Annotated in this window: 13 protein-coding genes; 6 read left to right on the top strand and 7 right to left on the bottom strand. The window is 72.7% G+C overall.

Annotated features, from left to right (window positions below; genetic code table 11):
• Nucleotides 1–202: 202 nt before the first annotated feature.
• The 3 genes from thiE to ACQEV8_RS11630 all read left to right on the top strand — a co-directional run bounded on the left by thiE (nucleotide 203) and on the right by ACQEV8_RS11630 (nucleotide 2,897).
• Nucleotides 203–862, top strand: coding sequence for a thiamine phosphate synthase (gene thiE, locus ACQEV8_RS11640; protein ID WP_432959542.1), 660 nt, complete (start codon nucleotides 203–205; stop codon nucleotides 860–862).
• Between the two features lie 104 nt (nucleotides 863–966).
• A complete protein-coding gene (gene metF, locus ACQEV8_RS11635) occupies nucleotides 967–1,890 on the top strand; it encodes a methylenetetrahydrofolate reductase [NAD(P)H] (protein ID WP_391104984.1) in 924 nt (307 codons plus the stop codon).
• Between the two features lie 56 nt (nucleotides 1,891–1,946).
• Nucleotides 1,947–2,897 (top strand): hypothetical protein, encoded by a 951-nt coding sequence (locus tag ACQEV8_RS11630; protein ID WP_432959540.1) that lies wholly within the window; start codon nucleotides 1,947–1,949, stop codon nucleotides 2,895–2,897.
• 28 nt (nucleotides 2,898–2,925) lie between these two features.
• Here the strand turns inward: ACQEV8_RS11630 and ACQEV8_RS11625 are convergent, their stop codons facing one another.
• The 4 genes from ACQEV8_RS11625 to ACQEV8_RS11610 form a co-directional block, all read right to left on the bottom strand.
• The gene (locus ACQEV8_RS11625) at nucleotides 2,926–4,428 is read right to left on the bottom strand and encodes a phytoene desaturase family protein (RefSeq protein WP_432959538.1); all 1,503 of its coding nucleotides are present in this window, start codon (nucleotides 4,426–4,428) and stop codon (nucleotides 2,926–2,928) included.
• A gap of 389 nt (nucleotides 4,429–4,817) precedes the next feature.
• Complete coding sequence (locus ACQEV8_RS11620) at nucleotides 4,818–5,447, bottom strand: TetR/AcrR family transcriptional regulator (RefSeq protein ID WP_432959536.1); 630 nt, start codon at nucleotides 5,445–5,447, stop codon at nucleotides 4,818–4,820.
• 47 nt (nucleotides 5,448–5,494) lie between these two features.
• Nucleotides 5,495–7,579, bottom strand: coding sequence for a YhgE/Pip family protein (locus ACQEV8_RS11615; protein WP_432959534.1), 2,085 nt, complete (start codon nucleotides 7,577–7,579; stop codon nucleotides 5,495–5,497).
• Entirely contained in the window at nucleotides 7,551–8,342 is a 792-nt protein-coding gene (locus ACQEV8_RS11610) for an ATP-binding cassette domain-containing protein (RefSeq protein WP_432959533.1), read from the bottom strand. The genes ACQEV8_RS11615 and ACQEV8_RS11610 overlap by 29 nt, the downstream gene beginning before the upstream one ends.
• 164 nt (nucleotides 8,343–8,506) lie before the next feature.
• Between ACQEV8_RS11610 and ACQEV8_RS11605 the strand changes: the two genes are divergently transcribed.
• The 3 genes from ACQEV8_RS11605 to ACQEV8_RS11595 all read left to right on the top strand — a co-directional run bounded on the left by ACQEV8_RS11605 (nucleotide 8,507) and on the right by ACQEV8_RS11595 (nucleotide 10,831).
• Nucleotides 8,507–9,070, top strand: a complete 564-nt coding sequence (locus tag ACQEV8_RS11605) for an SAV_6107 family HEPN domain-containing protein (RefSeq protein ID WP_432959531.1) — start codon at nucleotides 8,507–8,509, stop codon at nucleotides 9,068–9,070.
• Between the two features lie 206 nt (nucleotides 9,071–9,276).
• Nucleotides 9,277–10,149: a methyltransferase gene (locus ACQEV8_RS11600; protein ID WP_432959530.1), complete on the top strand. Its 873-nt coding sequence runs from the start codon at nucleotides 9,277–9,279 to the stop codon at nucleotides 10,147–10,149.
• A 280-nt stretch (nucleotides 10,150–10,429) separates the two neighbouring features.
• Nucleotides 10,430–10,831 carry a DUF3040 domain-containing protein gene (locus ACQEV8_RS11595; protein WP_184596525.1) on the top strand — a complete coding sequence of 134 codons (402 nt, stop codon included), beginning with the start codon at nucleotides 10,430–10,432 and terminating at the stop codon, nucleotides 10,829–10,831.
• A 130-nt stretch (nucleotides 10,832–10,961) separates the two neighbouring features.
• On the opposite strand, the gene ACQEV8_RS11590 is transcribed toward ACQEV8_RS11595, so the two are convergent.
• Genes ACQEV8_RS11590 through ACQEV8_RS11580 form a run of 3 tightly spaced genes read right to left on the bottom strand, consistent with a single transcriptional unit; the run spans nucleotide 10,962 to nucleotide 15,753 of the window.
• The gene (locus ACQEV8_RS11590; protein ID WP_432959528.1) at nucleotides 10,962–13,355 is read right to left on the bottom strand and encodes a transglutaminase TgpA family protein; all 2,394 of its coding nucleotides are present in this window, start codon (nucleotides 13,353–13,355) and stop codon (nucleotides 10,962–10,964) included.
• Nucleotides 13,355–14,716, bottom strand: a complete 1,362-nt coding sequence (locus ACQEV8_RS11585; protein WP_432959527.1) for a DUF58 domain-containing protein — start codon at nucleotides 14,714–14,716, stop codon at nucleotides 13,355–13,357. Before ACQEV8_RS11585 ends, ACQEV8_RS11590 begins: the two co-directional genes overlap by 1 nt.
• The gene (locus ACQEV8_RS11580; protein ID WP_432959525.1) at nucleotides 14,716–15,753 is read right to left on the bottom strand and encodes an AAA family ATPase; all 1,038 of its coding nucleotides are present in this window, start codon (nucleotides 15,751–15,753) and stop codon (nucleotides 14,716–14,718) included. The genes ACQEV8_RS11585 and ACQEV8_RS11580 overlap by 1 nt, the downstream gene beginning before the upstream one ends.
• Nucleotides 15,754–15,874 lie beyond the last annotated feature (121 nt).

Raw genomic sequence — 15,874 nt, 5'->3', positions numbered from 1 at the left:
ACCGGCACGGGGCGCTCTCCGGCGCGCCCCTGGTCCCGCCCTCACCCGAGGGCGCTTCGGCCGCATGCCCGGCGCGGACGGCCGACACGGGCGCCGTGGCGCCCGGCAGCTCCAGGGGCTCGGGTACGTCTCGCACCCGCCCGCCACCGACACCGGCACGGGTCTCCGCACCCGCCCGCCACCGACACCCAGGGGGACACACATGCCCGACACCGTCGCCACCACCGCACGGGCCCAGCTCGCCGACGCCCGGGTCTACCTCTGCACCGACGCCCGCAAGCGGCAGGGCGATCTCGTGGAGTTCCTCGATGCCGTGCTGGCCGGCGGGGTCGACATCGTGCAGTTGCGGGACAAGGGCATGGAGGCCGGCGAGGAGCTGGAGCAGCTGGCCGTCTTCGCCGACGCCTGCGCCCGGCACGGGAAGCTGCTCGCGGTCAACGACCGCGCCGACGTCGCCCACGCCGCCGGCTCCGACGTGCTGCACCTCGGCCAGGGCGACCTCCCGGTCCCGGCGGCCCGCGCGATCCTCGGCGACGACGTCCTGATCGGCCGCTCCACGCACGCTGGGTCCGAGGCCGCCGCGGCCGCGGCGCAGGACGGCGTGGACTACTTCTGCACCGGACCGTGCTGGCCCACCCCCACCAAGCCCGGCCGCCACGCCCCCGGCCTGGACCTCGTCCGGTACACCGCCGCCCTCGGCACCGACCGCCCCTGGTTCGCCATCGGCGGTATCGACCTCGGCAACCTCGACCAGGTCCTGGAAGCGGGCGCCCGGCGCGTCGTCGTCGTACGGGCGATGACCGAGGCCGACGACCCGGGCGCGGCGGCTGCCGAGTTCGCGAAGCGGCTGCGGGAGAAGTAGGACGCCGGTTGGCCGGTTGTCCAAGGGGTGGACAACAAGTACACAAATCGGGCAAATGTCGATGCCCGGTTGGGGGACCGACCGCCCCTGGCTAACCTGCCCGTATGGCCCTCGGCACCGCATCCATCAGGTCGGACCACGCCCGCACCGTCCGCGACATGCTCGCGACGGGTAAGACGACGTACTCGTTCGAGTTCTACGCGCCCAAGACTCCGAAGGGCGAGCGGAACCTGTGGAACGCGCTGCGCCGGGTCGAGGCGGTGGCGCCCGACTTCGTGTCCGTGACCTACGGCGCGGGCGGTTCCACCCGCGCGGGCACGGTCAAAGCGACCGAGGCGATCGCCTCCGACACCACCCTGACCCCGATCGCGCACCTCACGGCCGTCGACCACTCCGTCGCCGACCTGCGCAACATCATCGGCCAGTACGCCGACGCTGGGATCCGTAACATGCTCGCCCTGCGCGGTGACCCGCCCGGCGACCCGATGGGCGACTGGGTGCCGCACCCCCGCGGCCTCGCCTACGCCGCCGAGCTCGTCGAGCTGATCAAGGCGTCCGGCGACTTCTGCGTGGGTGTCGCCGCCTTCCCGGCGATGCACCCGCGCTCCAGCGACTGGGACACCGACGTCCGCCACTTCGTCGACAAGTGCCGCGCGGGCGCCGACTACGCGATCACGCAGATGTTCTTCCAGCCGGAGGATTATCTGCGGCTGCGTGACCGGGTCGCGGCCGCCGGCTGCGACACCCCGGTCATCCCCGAGATCATGCCGATCACCAGCGTGAAGTCGCTGGCGCGGATCCCGTCCCTCACCAACGCCGCCTTCCCGGACGCCCTGAAAGAGCGGATCCTCACAGCAAAAGACGATCCGGCCGCTGTACGCTCCATTGGGATCGAATTCGCCACGGAGTTCTGTGCGCGGCTGCTCGCCGAGGGAGTGCCCGGCTTGCACTTCATCACGCTCAACAACTCCACGGCGACCCTGGAAATCTACGAGAACCTGGGCCTGCACCACTCACCGCAGGCCTAGACCGTTCGCACCGGTATACGACACACTGCGTAACGGCCACTGGGAGAGGGGCGTACATGGGCTGGGCGGTCCTCTACATCGCGTTCGGCGTCGTCGCACTGTGGCTGCTGGGCGAGGTGCTGCTGCAGTACAAGGCGCGGCTGCGCTGGCGGCTGCTGGCCTTCGCCGGCTTCCTCGGCGTCGTCGTCGGGGTCCTGATCCCGTCGGTCGTCGTGATCGGACTGGGCGCGGCCGCCTTCGCGGTCGGGCAGACCTACGTCACCCTGTCGTTCCGCAGCGGCTTCGCGTCCGGCTGGGCGATGAGCGCCCCGATGCTGGGCGGCAGCAAGCGCGGCCGCGGTGACCGGGGCCGCCAGAAGCCGACCCTCGAGGTCTCCGGCCTGGAGGCGGCGGGCGGTGGCTACGGCGACGAGAGCGGCGAGCGTGGCGACTACCGCCGCGACGCCGACCCCTACGGCCAGGGCGACGACTACGACCGCGACGACGTCTTCACCCCCGCTCGCCCGATCCAGCCGACGGCCGCCGAGACCACCGCCGTCTACGAGCCGCAGCCCATCCCGGACGACACCGGCTCCTACGGCGTCTACGGCGACACCGGCTACCAGCAGGGCCCGCCCCACGACCAGTACGCCGCCACGGCCCAGGGCACCGACCAGTCCTACGCCTACGACTACTCGGGCTACGGCCAGCAGCAGGGCTACGACGCCACGGGCCAGCAGCAGTACGCCGCCTACTCCGACCCGTACGTCGGCAACGGGACTTACGGCGGCGGGACCTCGTACGACACCGGCTACGGCGACCAGCAGTACTACGGCCAGCAGCAGGACTACGGCCAGGACCAGTACGCCGGCACCTACGGCGGCGAGTCCCCGCCCGGTGGTGTGTGGGTCCCGCAGCAGCGCACCGACGAGTACGGGCAGGAGCTGCCGCCGGAGCAGCCGTACCCGTACCAGGGCAACGGGCAGCAGCCGCAGGGCAACGGCTTCGACGAGCAGTACCGTTTCTGAAGCCTGACCCCCCGCCGGGGGCGGTGGGCTACTGGGAGCCCCGGAACCCCGGCCCCTCCACGATCAGTCCCGCGACCAGCGCGCCCGACATGCCCGCATGCGGCAGTCCGCCGCCGGGGTGCGCCCAGCCGCCGACGCTGAACAGGCCGGGCACGCGCGTGCTGTTGGACGGATGCAGCAGCCGCCCGTCGGCCGCCGCCAGTGCCTGCACCGGCACCGCACCACCCTCCGCGCCGGTCTCCTCGGCGATGTCGGCCGGGGTGCGCACCTCGTGCCACAGGAGACGGTCGCGCAGGTCGGGTATGGCGCGTTCGGCGGCGCTGATCACGGTGTCGGCGAGGTCGTCGTAGGGCTCGTGGGGTTCGTCGGGCCGGGCGGGCACCACCGTCGTGAGCGTGACCGCCTCGTGGTCCCGGTCCGGGACCAGCGCCGGGTCGTCGGGCCGCAGGATCGTGACCGTGGGCCGCGCGTGCGACGGAGCCGGGCCGAACAGTGCGTCCAACTCGGCCTCCCGATCCGCCGCGTGCACCACCGTGCGGTGTGCCGTGCCCTCGGGGCGGGCGCCGCGCAGGCCCAGCAGCACCGTGAGCCGACTGGCCGACGCGGGCTGCGGCGGCACCTCACCGTCGGCCCGCACCACGGTCCCGGCCGTCATCCCCTCCAGCGTGCCGGGCGCTACACCGGCGACGACGAAGTCCGCCTCCGCGACCGTCCCGTCGGCGAGTTCCACTCCCGACACCCGACCGTCCTTCTCCAGCACCCCGGTCACATCGGCGCCGAAGCGGAATTCGACCTTTCTGGCCACGCACCGCTCGAACACCGCCCGTGCCAGCTCGCGCAGGCCTCCGCGCACGTACCAGACGCCGAAGGCGTGCTCCATGTAAGGCAGTACGGCCGCGCTCGCCGGGGTGATCCGGGGGTCAAGGCCCTGGGTGAGGGCATGGCTCTCCAGGAGTGCGGTGAGCCGGGGGTCGCGCAGCTCCCAGGCGCCGATCTCGGCGAGCGTGCCGGCCCGGCGGGTGCGCAGCAGCCGCTTGTGGGGGACCGCGGCGTAGGGCTCGCGCTCGGCCAGCACCTGCCAGTTCGGCCACAGCGGCTCCTCCAGGAGCGGGCGGCGGGTCCGGTCCCAGGCCTCGCGGGCCCGGACCAGGAAGTCGCCCCACCGGTTCCCGGCGCCCGGGCCGAGGCCCTCGTCCAGGGCGGTGACGACGCCCGCGCGCGAGGCGTTCGGCAGCGACACCCGGGTGCCGTCCGCGAACACGTGCCGGGACGAGGGGTCGACCTGGACCAGCTCGACGCACGCCTCCAGCGGCTCCTTGCCGGTCTTGACGAACAGATCGCGATAGACGGCCGGCAGCGGGAGCAGGCCGGGGCCCGTGTCGAAGGAGAACCCGTCACGCTCGAAGCGGCGCAGCGCTCCGCCGTACGTGTCCGTCCGCTCGTACACCACCACCCGGTGGCCCGCGACGGCCAGCCGGGCGGCAGCCGTCAGCGCGCCCATCCCGGCGCCGATCACCGCAATCCGTGCCATGTGAAGGACTCTATCGGGCCCCACTGACAGCGCCTCCTGGTGCCGTGTGCGCAGGGCTGAGTACCCGTACCTAGCCGGGGAGTTGAGTACGCGCGCGGATGGGGCAGGGCCGTCGGGGACGAGAGAGTGGAGACACGGAAAGGGGCACGGCTCCGGCACCGGCGACACGGGGCGCCGGAACGGGGCCGGCCCGCGATCCGCTCCTTCCGCCGGCCCTGTCGGCGGGAGCGAGACACGGGGGAGAACCGGGGGACGACCGAACGGGGGTCCTGCGGGGGACGCACGGGGGAGCAGGAAACGGGGGAGCAGGGAAGGCGCCGGTGCGAGGTGGCCCGCGGGGGACGCGGCCACAGCGGACCGGCGCCTTCACGTCCGCGCCCGGTGCCTCCTCAGCCGCAGCCGCTCACCCTCCCCTGGAGCAGCCGGGACAGGGCCGCGTGCACATCGTCCAGGGAGCGCTCCGCCTGGAAGGACTTCCAGTCGAGCGCGGCCACCAGGACCATGCCGACCAGCGCGGACGCCGTCAGTGGGACGTCGATCTCCTCGCTGAACTCGCCGCCCGCGACGCCCTCGCGCAGGACGTCCTCCACGACCGCGACGGCCTGCTGCCTGACCACCATCAGCGTGGACTGCCAGGTCCGGTTGGTGCGCCACAGCTCGGCCACGTACAGCTGGGTGAAGGCCGGATAGCGGTCGATGAAGACCAGACCCGCGCGGATCATCGCGTCCAGCGCGTCGACCTTGGTGCCGCCCTCCCGGGCGGTCCGCTCGGCCGCTTCCCGGAGGGAGGCGGTGAGGAGGCCCACACCGTGCCGCAGCAGTTCCTCGAAGAGGACGGACTTGCTCGCGAAGTTGTAGTAGACCGTGCCCTTCGCGACTCCGGCACGCTCGGCGATCTCGTCCACGGTCGTGGCGGAGAAGCCCTGCTCGGCGATGAGCGTGACGGCCGCCTCGTAGAGCTTCTGCCGGGTGGCCTCGCGGCGCGTGCTGCCGCCCGACGTTGCACTGCTGCTTTCCATGGCCCTGATTGTCACAGGAACCTCTCCGGGAGACGTGACGGAAGGGCTCACAGGCTCAGCTCCGGGTGCAGCCGGTCCAGCGTCCACACCTGGCGGCGCCGGGCCGCCACGGCGGTCAGCGCGAGGGCACCGGCGGTGAACGCCGTCAGCACCACGCACGCGTGCCACACCGGTTCCATACCGCCGCCCGTGATGAGCCTCCTGAGAGCCTCCACGACGTAGCTCATCGGCAGGAAGGGGTGGAGCGCGTTGAAGAAGCCGGGGCTGGTCTGCACGGGGTACGTGCCGCCCGCCGACGTCAGCTGGAGCATCAGCACGGCGAGTACGAGGATCCGGCCCGCCGCCCCGAAGCGCGCGTTCAGCCACTGCACGATCGCCGCGAAGCACGCCGTCACCAGGAACAGGAAGCCCACCGTCCCGGCCGCCCGCGCCATCTCCAGGCCGACCGCCCAGTGCAGCACCGACATCAGGGCCACCGTCTGGAGCACCCCGATCGCCACCACCGGCAGCCAGCCGGACAGCGCGATCCGCCACGCCGAGGCGCCCGCGGCGAGCGCGCGCCGGTTCATCGGCGCGATCAGCATGTACGCCACCATCGCGCCCACCCACAGCGACAGCGGGATGAAGTACGGGGCGAAGCCGGTGCCGTAGTTGGGCGCCTTGTGCAGGTCCTGGGAGGCGAGCCGCACGGGGTCGGCCATGACCTCGGTGCGCCGGTCGCGGTCCGGCTTGTCGTAGTCGGGGATCTGCCCGGCCCCGTCGTGCAGTCCGCCGGCGAGCTTCCCGGAGCCGCCGACGAGCTTGTACATGCCGCCGTTGAGGTCGTCCGCGCCGGTCTTCAGATCGCCGACGCCCTTGTCCAGGTCGTTGGCACCGGTCTTGGCCGTGCCGATCCCCTTGTGCAGCTTCTTCGCTCCCGCGGCCACCTCGGCCGCCCCGTCGTTCAGCTTGTTGATCTTCTTGACGGCGTCGTCGAGGTCCTCGGAGAGGTGCGGCGCGCGGTCGGCGAGGGCCTGGGACTGCTTCTGGAGGGTGGCGAGGTGCTTGTCGAGCTCGGTCAGATCGCCGTTCTGGTCCGCGATCAGCGTGTCGAGGTCGTCGGCGATGGTGGCCACGTCGGCGGCCGCGTCCTTGGCCTTCTTGAGATCGGCGCAGGCGGCGTCGGGCAGCACGGGGTCGTCGCAGCGCCTCGCGTAGGTGCCGTTCAGCGTGTCCGACGCCGTACGGGCGTCCTTGGCGGCGGCCGGGGCCCGTTCCGCCAGGGTGTCCAGGTGCTTGCGGATCGCGCCGGAGGAGTCGGCCACGAACTGGGCCGTGTCGCCGATGGTCTTCTCGTTGCCCTTCAGGAAGGGGCTCACCTTGGCGGCGTTCGTGTTGACCTTGTCGGCGAGCCTCCGCGTGCCTTCCGCGACCTGCTTCGTGCCGTCCGCCACGTCGCCCGCGCCCTTGTCGAGCCTCTTCAGGCCCGTGGACAGCTTTCCGCTGCCGTCCTTGGCGTCCTTCAGGCCGTCGGCGAGGTCCTTGGAGCCCTTCTCGGCCTTCCCGATGCCGCCCTTGAGCTTGTCGGCGCCCTTCGCCGCCTTCACGGTCTCGCCGTGGATGTCGGAGAACGACACGAAGATCTTGTCCAGGAAGGACCGCGACGTCTTCGTGGACGCGGCCTGGCGCACCTCGCTGAACACCGTCCGGGAGATCTGCCCGACGATGTAGTTGTTCGCGTCGTTGGTGCGTACCTGGAGGGCCCCGGTCTCCGGGGAGTTGCCGGAGCTGGAGGCGACCCGCTCGCTGAAGTCGCCGGGCACGGTGAGCGACAGGTAGTAGGTGCCGTCCTCGACGCCCCTGCGGGCCTCGGTGGCGCTCACCTCGCGCCAGTCGAAGGTCTTGCTGTCGCGCAGCTTCTCCGTGATGTCGTCGCCCGCCGTGACCTTCTTCCCGTCGGCGGTCGCCCCCTTGTCGTCGTTCACGAGCGCCACGGGGACACGGTCCAGCCGGCCGTACGGGTCCCAGAACGACCACAGGTACAGCGCGCCGTACAGCAACGGCAGCACCAGCAGCGCGACCAGTGCGGCGCGCGGCAGCTTCCCCCTGCCGAAGCGGCGGAGCTCAAGCGCGGCCAGTCTCGGCGAGCGCATCGGCCTTCTCCTTGTCCTCGCTCTGATGGTTGCCCTGAGGGGTGTTCTGCCGGGTGGACACCTTGACGGCGCCCTCGGGGGCCTCGCTGCACACCGCCACGACCGTCGTCCCGGCGTCGGCCAGCGACCTGAGCAGGGCCCAGGCCTCGTCCCGCTCGCCGTCCGAGAGCTTGAGGTCGGCGTCGTCGACCCCGAGCAGCCGCGGCCGGGCCACGAGGGCGAGGGCGACCGACAGCCGCAGCGCCTCCAGGCGTTCCAGATCGCGTACGGCGGTACGGGGACCCTTGGGCAGCGCCTCCAGGTCCAGTCCGGCCGCGGTCAGTGCGGTGTCGACACGCAGCCGCGCCTCGGCCGCCCGCTCGCCGCGGGGCCGCAGCAGCTTGCGCAGCGAGTCGCCGAACCGCCTGTGGAGCAGGGCCCGTTCGCGCAGATGCTCGCCGACGGTGAGCGCCGGGTCGAGGTCGGTGACCCCGGGCACATGGGCCAGGGCGCTGACGCGGCGCACCGCCGGCATCCGCTTGGGAAGGGCGGCGTCGCCGACGGCCGCCGTGCCCTCCGTGATCCTCATCCGGCCCGTCAGCGCGAGCAGCAGGCACGTACGGCCGGACCCGGACGGGCCCTCGACCGCGATCAGTGCTCCCGGCTCGGCGTCGACGGACATCCCACGGAACGCCCACCCGCGCGGCCCCTTGATCCCAAGGTTCTCGGCGGCGACCCGCACCCCTCCCGTTCCCGTTTGTTCCCCCACGGGGCTCCCCTGCATGTGAGCATGAAATTGAACTGACTGGTCAGTGCAAAAACTACTCCGAACCAACGATCGAAGCAAAACCGCAGGTCAGAACGGATTGTCAGTGCCATACCTCACGATGGGTCACATACGGCACTCCGTGGGAGGAGCCGCCGTCACACGACGACAGGAGGTTCGTCATGGCCAGCTACCACGCAGCAGCCGCCCGCCGGCGCCGCGCCACCGGCCTTGCCCCCTCACTGACCGGCCCGGCGAGCGACGTACACCCCGTGCTGCGCCGGGCCACGGCCCCGCCCGCCGCCCTCGACCTGCTCGCCCAGGCCCGCTCCGGTCTCGACGAGGCCACCGCCTTGGACACACCGAACGAGCGCTACGCGACGGCCCATCTCGCCGCCCTCCGCACCGCCGCCGCCGTCCTCGCCGCCCGGGGGAGGCCCGAGACCTCGACCCGGGCCCGGACCAAGATCCGGAGCGCCTGGGAAGTGCTCCCCGAGATCGCGCCCGAACTGACCGAGTGGAGCGCGCTGTTCGCCGCAGGCGCCCGGCGCCGGGCCCGCGCCGAGGCAGGCATCCAGGGCGCGGCGAGCGCCCGGGACGCCGACGACCTGATACGGGACGTGGCGATGTTCCTCCGCCTCGTCGAGCGCATGCTCGTCCTCCAGCCGGTCCTCCCGCAGCCGCGCCCGGACCAGGACCGGCCGGAGGACCCCGGGGCGGGGAGGGACATGCCGGACGCCGGCTGACCGGGGCCGCTGACCGGGGCCGGCGTCCCGGATCCGCCCGGGGGCACCGCTCGGGCCCAGGGCGGGACCGCTCATGCGGGCCGCCGTGTCCGAGGCAATAGGGTGGGAGACGCCTGAAGTCTTCCCTCCCCGTAGCCGGGGCCGGGGGAGACGCCCCGTTCGCTCCGCCGTGCAAGAGGCGGTGCCGCGCCGAGGAGTCAACTGCCGTGTCGGACCCGATGCGCCCACCCGCCTCCCCTCACCACGCTCAACCGGCGTCGCCGCGCTCAGGCCCTTCCCGGTCGCGCGCCTCACTGCGTACGGCCGTGGTCTGGGAGGTCCTCCAGGACGCCCTGGAACGCCGGGTCAAGGCCACGGGCCGGGAGTCGCTGGACGTCCTCGACACCGGAGGCGGCAGCGGCAACTTCGCGGTGCCCGCCGCCCGCCTCGGGCACCGGGTCACCGTCGTCGACCCCAGCCCCAACGCGTTGTTCGCCCTGGAGCGGCGTGCCGCCGAGGCCGGTGTCGCGGACCGGGTGAAGGGCGTGCAGGGCGACGCGCACGGCCTCTTCGACGTGGCCGAGCGCGGCGGCTACGACGTGGTGCTGTGCCACGGCGTCCTGGAATACGTGGACGACCCCGCCGAGGGCGTCCGCAACGCGGTGGCCGCCCTGCGCCCTGAGGGTGTCCTCAGCCTGCTCGCCGCCGGTCTCGGGGGTGCCGTGCTCGCCCGCGCCCTCGCCGGGCACTTCAAGGAGGCCAGGCAGGCGCTCGACGACCCGAACGGCCGATGGGGCACGGGTGACCCCGTGCCCCGCCGCTTCACCGCCGAGCAGCTCACGGGGCTCGTCGAGAGTGCGGGCCTGCGGGTCGGCGCCGTGCACGGGGTGCGGGTCTTCGCCGACCTCGTGCCCGGCGTCCTCGTGGACACCGAGCCCGGAGCCCTGGAAGCGCTGCTGAAGCTGGAGGAGGCAGCGGCCGAGCTGTCGGCCTTCCACTCGGTGGCCACGCAGCTGCATGTACTGGGTGAGACCGGTGAGACCGGTGGGACCGCTGACATCGGTGGGGCAGACGAGACCGATGGGGCAGCCGAGGCCTGAGCTGCTTCGTGAGGTACCACCCCTGATCAGCGCCTTGACTGTGCATGGAGTACGCCACAGGCCCCCCGAATGGGGGCTTGGCGCCGTATGATCGAGGGAGACCGTTCCGGCATGACGGGTCGGCCGCCGGGGAATGGAAGCCTCAGCGAGCCGGGATGTCCATGGCGGGTTCCGGTTGGCTAGTTGGCGCAGAGGGGCGGGTTTCACGGGGGCGATTCCCTGCCTATCCTGAAGAGACCCCCCGGGTCGCCCCCGGCGACTGCACGATGAGGAGGACTCCGTGCCGCTCTCGGAGCACGAGCAGCGCATGCTCGAGCAGATGGAGCGAGCGCTGTACGCCGAAGATCCCAAGTTCGCGACGGCGCTCGAGGGAAGCGGGCTGCGTACGTACACCCGGCGACGGGTCTACCAGGCGGTCGCCGGCTTCCTCGTAGGTATTGCGCTCCTCATGGCCGGTATGGTCGCCAAGCAGGTCTGGCTCAGCGTCGTGGGCTTCCTCGTCATGCTGGGCTGTGCGGTGCTCGCCGTGACCGGCTGGCGCAAGGCCCCCAAGCCGGGCGAACAGGCGGCAGGCGCCGCCGGACCGCAAGCCCGCCGCCAGGGCGGCCGGCAAAAGCGCTCCATGATGGACCGCATCGAGCAGCGCTGGCAGAAGCGCCGCGACGAACAGGGCGGCCACTAGTTTCCACTGGTCCCGGAGCCCAGCTCTCCGGGACCACGCGAAGACACGTGAATCAGGGGGTGACCACCGACGCGGTGGTCACCCCCTGACGCATGCCGTCGACGCCGGCGCCGCTGGGGTTCGGCGGGCTTCAGCCCTGCTGCCCCGAGGCCTTCCGCCACGTCGGCCGCATCGCCAGGACGCGGTCCCGCGTCCCCGACCACCAGGCCGACGCCGTCCACACCACGCGCACCGTGGAGCGCGGCGCGAGGACGGCGCGGAGCCTGGCGCCCCTGCCGACCGCGGCGCTCAGACCCGCCGACGCCCGGCGGACGTCGTCCGCGATGCCCGCCGTCGGGCGGGGCCGGGGCGCGTACAGGACCTGCTCCACCGCGTTCGCCACCCGGTGCACCGAGGCCGCGGCCGTCGCGTCGAGCCCACCCAGTGCGACGATGCGGGCGGCCGCCTTGCGCGGGGTCTGCGACTCGTCAGGCGTGATGCCGAAGTCCCACGCGGTGTCTGTCAGCTCCTGCCAGACGGCCAGAGTGGTCGGTGCCGCGTCCGCCTCGCCGCGGCCGTGCGCCCCCAGCCGGACCGTGCGTGTCCGCAGACGCCACAGCATCGGGGCCAGGGGGAGCGCCAGAGCGGCGAGGCCCGCCAGGGCCCAGGCCAGGATCGCGTACCACTTCGGGCCGCCGTCGTCCGTGGGCAGCGCCGCCTGCGGCGACTCGCTCGCGCACCCGCCGTCCAGCTTCTTCTGCTCGGGCGTGCAGCTCTCGCTGGAGGAGGGCGCCGCGGAGGGCGCGGCGGACGACGTCTCGGACGGGCGCGCGGGGTCCGGCACCGAGCTGCCCGGGTCGTCCGGCAGCGTGTACGACGGCATCGAGCCGCGGTTCGGAGTCGGCTCGAAGCGGGTCCAGCCCACGCCCTCGAAGTACAGCTCGGGCCAGGCGTGCGCGTCCCGCAGCCCCACCGACACCGAGCCGTCCGCCTGCGGGGAGCCGGGCGCGAAGCCCACCGCGACCCGGGCCGGTATGTCCAGGGAGCGGGCCATCGCCGCCATCGCGAAGGAGAAGTGCACGCAGAAGCCCTGCTTGTCCTTCAGGAAGCGGGCGATCGCCTGCGAGCCGCTGCCGACCTGCACCTGGGTGTCGTACTCGAAGCCGCCGGTCACGGCGAACCAGTCCTGCAGTTTGACCGCCTGGTCGTACGGGTCGGCCGCGCCCTCGGTGACCTTGCGGGCCGTGCTCGCCACCACCGACGGCAGTGAGTCGGGCAGCTTCGTGAAATCGCGCTCGATGGACGCCGGCGGCTTCGGCGCCGAGGCCAGCTGCTCCGCCGTCGGCTGCACGTCCAGGCTCTTTACCTGGTACGTCAGGCCCCGGGTGTTCTGGCCGTGGTCACCGACCAGGGTCATGCCCTGGGGCTCGTAACGCCAGTTGCCCCGGATGTTCACCCCGCTCGGCGGGTACGGCATCGGCAGCCAGTCCTGGGCGTACCAGTCGGCCGCGGAGATCGTGGTGTCGAACTCCGTGCGCTTCACATCCGGACCGAGGCCGGCCGGGGTCGGGAACGTGCCGTCGGGGAGGGCGGTGATGGAGCGCCGGGACGGCTTCCAGGTGGTGCCGTCGAAGTCGTCCAGGGACACGATCCGCAGATACAGGTCCGAGACGTCCGGCATCTTGGTCTTCACTGACAGGACCTGCTGGTCCTCGTCCGCGTTCAGGCTGTCCCGCAGCGACACCAGCGGGTTCACGGCGGAGATCGTGCCCCCGCCGCCCGCGCCGGAGCCGGAACCGGCCCCCACCGAGTCCAGCAGGCCGCCGTTCATCGCGGGCAGACCGAGCGGCACCACCAGGGCGATCCCCAGCGCGACCACGCCGATGCGCCGGCCGGTGCGGACCGGGGCGACCGCGCCGCTCTGCTCTCCTCCGGCCGTGCGCGAGGCCCCGCCGAAGACCCGCCCCCACTGAGAGAGGCGGTCCCGCCCCTCGGCCAGGAGCAGCATCAGATAGCCGGCCGCCGCGACCAGGAACCACAGCCAGTCCGTGCCCCCGTCGGACAGCCCCGCGGCCACGGAGTACAGCGCGAGCAGCGGCAGCCCGGCCGGTGCGGCGCTGCGGAAGGTCACCGCGAGGGTGTCCACCAGCAGCCCGATGATCAGGACCCCGCCGATGAGCATCAGCCGTATACCGTCGGACTCCAGGGGGGCCGGGATCGCGTACCGCGCGATGTCGTCCCCGCCCTGCCGGAGCAGGATCGCGAAGCGGTCGAGGGCCTCCGGCCCCGGGATCAGCCCGGCGAGGGCCTGTTCCCGGGCGAACACGAACGTCAGCAGGAACACCGTGACCACGGCCTGCGCCGCGACCGTCAGCGGCCGGGCCAGCGGCACCCTGCGGGCCGCGGCACCCACGCCTGCCTGCACGCCCAGCAGGAAGGCCGCCTGCACGATCCACGTGGCCGGCTTGACCAGGGGCAGCAGGGCGCACGCGGCCATCAGCGTGGCCGCCCACGCGCCCAGCGTCAGTCGTATCCGCCCGCTCATCACGGTCCCTCCCCGCCGCCGGCCGCGGCCACGCCCCTGCGCTCCCGGTCCGCCTGTCGCCACAGGTCGTCCAGCAAGGCCCCCCGGGGCACGCCCAGAGTCGTCCAGCCCGCCTCGCGCAGCATGCGCAGCCGCTCCCCGCTCCCGTCCAACGGACCGGGCACGTCACTCGGTTCCCGCATCCAGTTCTCGCTGTCCAGCACGAAGGCGACCGCGCCTCCACTGCGCTGGCGCATCCTGGCCACCACGGCCGCCTGCTCCTCGTCGAGATCGCCGAGGAAGGCCACCAGCAGCCCCTCGTTCCCACCGCGCAGCACGTCGTAGGCCCGGGATAGGCCCGCGCCGTCGGAGTGGTCGATCACCGCGAGGGTGTCCATCATCAGCCCGGCCGCGTCCGCCGATCCCTGGCTCGCGCCCGCGAAGCCGTCGCCGCCCTCGCCGGGCACCGCGCTGCCGGTGTCGGTCAACAGCCGTACGGAGAAGCCCCGTTCGAGCATGTGCACCAGCACGGACGCGGCGCCCGCCACGGCCCACTCGAAGGCCGCGTCCGGACCCGCGCCCTGGAACGCGATGCCCCGGGTGTCGAGCAGCACGGTGCAGCGGGCGCGCTGCGGCTGCTCCTCGCGGCGCACCATCAACTCGCCGTAGCGGGCTGTGGAGCGCCAGTGCACACGGCGCAGATCGTCGCCGTAGCGGTATCCGCGCGGGATCACGTCGTCCTCGCCGGCCAGCGCGAGCGAACGCTGCCGCCCGTCGCCGTACCCCTTCGCCTCACCGCTGAAGCGCACCGGCGCCAGCGGCTCCACACGCGGGATCACCGTCAGGTTGTCGTACGTCGAGAAGGAGCGGGTCAGCTCGCACATGCCGAACGGGTCGGTCAGGCGGAGCTGGAGCGGGCCCAGCGGGTAGCGGCCGCGCAGGTCGGAGCGCACCCGGTAGGACACCTCGCGCCGGCCGCCCGCCTCCACCCGGTCCAGCACGAAGCGCGGGCGGGGGCCGAGCACGTACGGCACCCGGTCCTGGAGCATCAGCAGGCCCGTGGGCAGCCGCGAGACGTTGTCCATCCGCAGGTGGACCCGGGCCTCGCTGCCGGCGGGCACGCGCGCGGGGGAGAGCCGGCGGCTGCCGGCGACCCGGTAGCGCGTGCGGTACAGGACCGTCGCGCACACCAGCGGCAGCACCGCCAGCAGCAGGCCCACGCGCAGCAGGTCGCTCTGCCCGAGCACGTAGCTGCAGACGGCGGCCGCGACGCCGGCGGCCAGGAAGGAGCGTCCGCGGGTGGTCAGACCGGCCAGGGCGGTGCGGATGCCGCTCTTCTCGTCCTGGTCGGCCTCCGCGTGCCCCGTCCCCGCGGTGGTCATCACAGCCTCCGCGGCGGCTGCTGGGGATACGACGGCACCCCGCGGCCCAGGCCGCCGAAGCCGCTCTGCTGCGGCGCCGCAGGCACCGGCGTGCGCTGCAGGATCTCCTCGACGACCTGCTCGGCGGTGCGGCGGTTGAGCTGGGCCTGGGCGGTGGGCAGCAGGCGGTGGGCCAGGACGGCGACGGCCAGGGCCTGCACGTCGTCCGGCAGCGCGTACTCCCGGCCGCTGAGGGCCGCGGACGCCTTCGCCGCGCGCAGCAGGTGCAGCGTCGCGCGCGGTGAGGCGCCCAGTCTGAGGTCGGGGTGCGTGCGCGTGGCGGCGACCAGGTCCACCACGTAGCGCCGGACCGGCTCGGCGACGTGCACGCCGCGCACCGCCTCGACCAGCTTGAGGATCTCGTGCGCGTGGGCCACGGGCTGGAGGTCCTCCAGCGGCGAGACGCCGCCGTGCACGTCCAGCATCTGCAGCTCGGCCTCCGCGCTGGGGTATCCCACCGAGACCCGGGCCATGAAACGGTCGCGCTGGGCCTCCGGAAGCGGGTAGGTGCCCTCCATCTCGACCGGGTTCTGCGTCGCCACCACCATGAACGGGCTCGGCAGTTCGTAGCTGCTGCCGTCGATGGTGACCTGGCGCTCCTCCATCGACTCCAGGAGCGCGGACTGCGTCTTGGGCGAGGCGCGGTTGATCTCGTCGCCGATCACGACCTGCGCGAAGATCGCGCCCGGCTTGAACTCGAAGTCACGGCGCTGCTGGTCCCAGATGGACACACCGGTGATGTCCGACGGCAGCAGGTCGGGCGTGAACTGGATGCGCCGCACCGAGCAGTCGATGGACCGCGCCAGTGCCTTGGCGAGCATCGTCTTGCCGACTCCCGGGACGTCCTCGATCAGCAGGTGTCCCTCGGCCAGCAGTACGGTCAGCGAGAGCCGTACGACCTCGGGCTTGCCCTCGATCACGCCTTCCACCGACTCCCGCACCCGCTCCACCACAGCGGTCAGATCAGTGAGGCTCGCTCGATCGTCATAGGTCGTCACCCGGCCCTCCTCGGCCTTTCCCCTGCTCCCAGGAAGCACGGGATACCCCATTTTCCCGGGCCGACGCCGCATGACGCGCGACGGCCCACCCCGAACCACGGACACCACGCGTGAAACGCTC

Source organism: Streptomyces sp. CA-179760, assembly GCF_050937045.1.
Lineage (GTDB): Bacteria > Actinomycetota > Actinomycetes > Streptomycetales > Streptomycetaceae > Streptomyces.
This window is presented reverse-complemented; position numbering and strand designations above follow the sequence as displayed.

Coding starts and splice junctions, on each gene's coding strand:
- ACQEV8_RS11585 (WP_432959527.1), bottom strand. CDS start 14,716: ATGACCACCGCGGGGACGGGGCACGCGGAGGCCGACCAGGACGAGAAG.
- ACQEV8_RS11610 (WP_432959533.1), bottom strand. CDS start 8,342: ATGCAGGGGAGCCCCGTGGGGGAACAAACGGGAACGGGAGGGGTGCGG.
- ACQEV8_RS11625 (WP_432959538.1), bottom strand. CDS start 4,428: ATGGCACGGATTGCGGTGATCGGCGCCGGGATGGGCGCGCTGACGGCT.
- ACQEV8_RS11630 (WP_432959540.1), top strand. CDS start 1,947: ATGGGCTGGGCGGTCCTCTACATCGCGTTCGGCGTCGTCGCACTGTGG.
- metF (WP_391104984.1), top strand. CDS start 967: ATGGCCCTCGGCACCGCATCCATCAGGTCGGACCACGCCCGCACCGTC.
- ACQEV8_RS11620 (WP_432959536.1), bottom strand. CDS start 5,447: ATGGAAAGCAGCAGTGCAACGTCGGGCGGCAGCACGCGCCGCGAGGCC.
- ACQEV8_RS11605 (WP_432959531.1), top strand. CDS start 8,507: ATGGCCAGCTACCACGCAGCAGCCGCCCGCCGGCGCCGCGCCACCGGC.
- thiE (WP_432959542.1), top strand. CDS start 203: ATGCCCGACACCGTCGCCACCACCGCACGGGCCCAGCTCGCCGACGCC.
- ACQEV8_RS11590 (WP_432959528.1), bottom strand. CDS start 13,355: ATGAGCGGGCGGATACGACTGACGCTGGGCGCGTGGGCGGCCACGCTG.
- ACQEV8_RS11615 (WP_432959534.1), bottom strand. CDS start 7,579: ATGCGCTCGCCGAGACTGGCCGCGCTTGAGCTCCGCCGCTTCGGCAGG.